The organism is Agathobaculum sp. LCP25S3_E8 (assembly GCF_052117165.1).
Taxonomy (GTDB): Bacteria; Bacillota; Clostridia; order Oscillospirales; family Butyricicoccaceae; genus Agathobaculum.
Window position 1 is genome coordinate 1 of sequence record NZ_JBQKJR010000160.1, and the last position, 829, is coordinate 829.

The window sequence follows — 829 nt, forward strand, 5'->3', positions numbered from 1 at the left end:
TTCTTGAATTCTGGTGTGTAGCGTTTGTTTGGTATTCCTTTTGGCATAATAAAGCACCCCACTTGTTATCCAGTATATCATACTGTCTAACAAATGGGGTGCAGTTCATTGCCGCTCGGTTCTTTCTTCTTTTCTCCGTTCCGAAGCAGCTTGACAAGTCGATTCAGTTCCATGACTGCTTTGTTGTATTCGACTTCCACATTGTCAAGCGGCATATTGACGATGAGAATGATTTTCTGCCGAAGATGGTCAAAAGCGATGACCTTGTCAAACAGCATCAAGTCAACATCTTTGAAATCTTCGGTATCTTCTGCATCACATCTCACCGTTGGCTCACTGTATTTGAGATAATCGTAGGAGAAGTAGCCAACCAGTCCGCCCGTAAAGGAAGGAAAGTCATCCAATCGGGGACTTTTGTAATCGGCAAGTATCTGACGGAGATAGTTGGACGGGTTATCCGTCTTGATCGTAACATTACCGGCCTTCATTTCACCATCTATGCAGGTGATCTCTAGCTTTGGGTCGAATCCAAGAAAGGTATAGCGTCCCCAAGTCTCATTGGCCTGTGCGGATTCCAGCATATAGCAATGCGTGGATACGTTTTTCAGTATCTTCATCGTTTCGATCGGCGTGGTGAAATCAGAAAGGATTTCCATGCTCACCGGCAGCACATTATATTGCCCAGTGGATGCAATTCTTTTCACTTCACTCAGGTCCGGGGTCAGGTAGAATAAGTTTCGCAAAAACAAAAAAGACATGGTTTGCAGATCTTTGGTAGAATGAAGTCGCGACACACCATTCGAAAGGAGACAGCAAACCATGTCCGAGA

Annotated in this window: 1 pseudogene; it reads right to left on the reverse strand. The window is 44.6% G+C overall.

Annotation, left to right across the window (positions count from 1 at the left end):
* Window positions 1-86: 86 nt before the first annotated feature.
* Window positions 87-829: pseudogene (locus tag ACTQ34_RS18070) on the reverse strand (hypothetical protein); the annotation flags it as partial.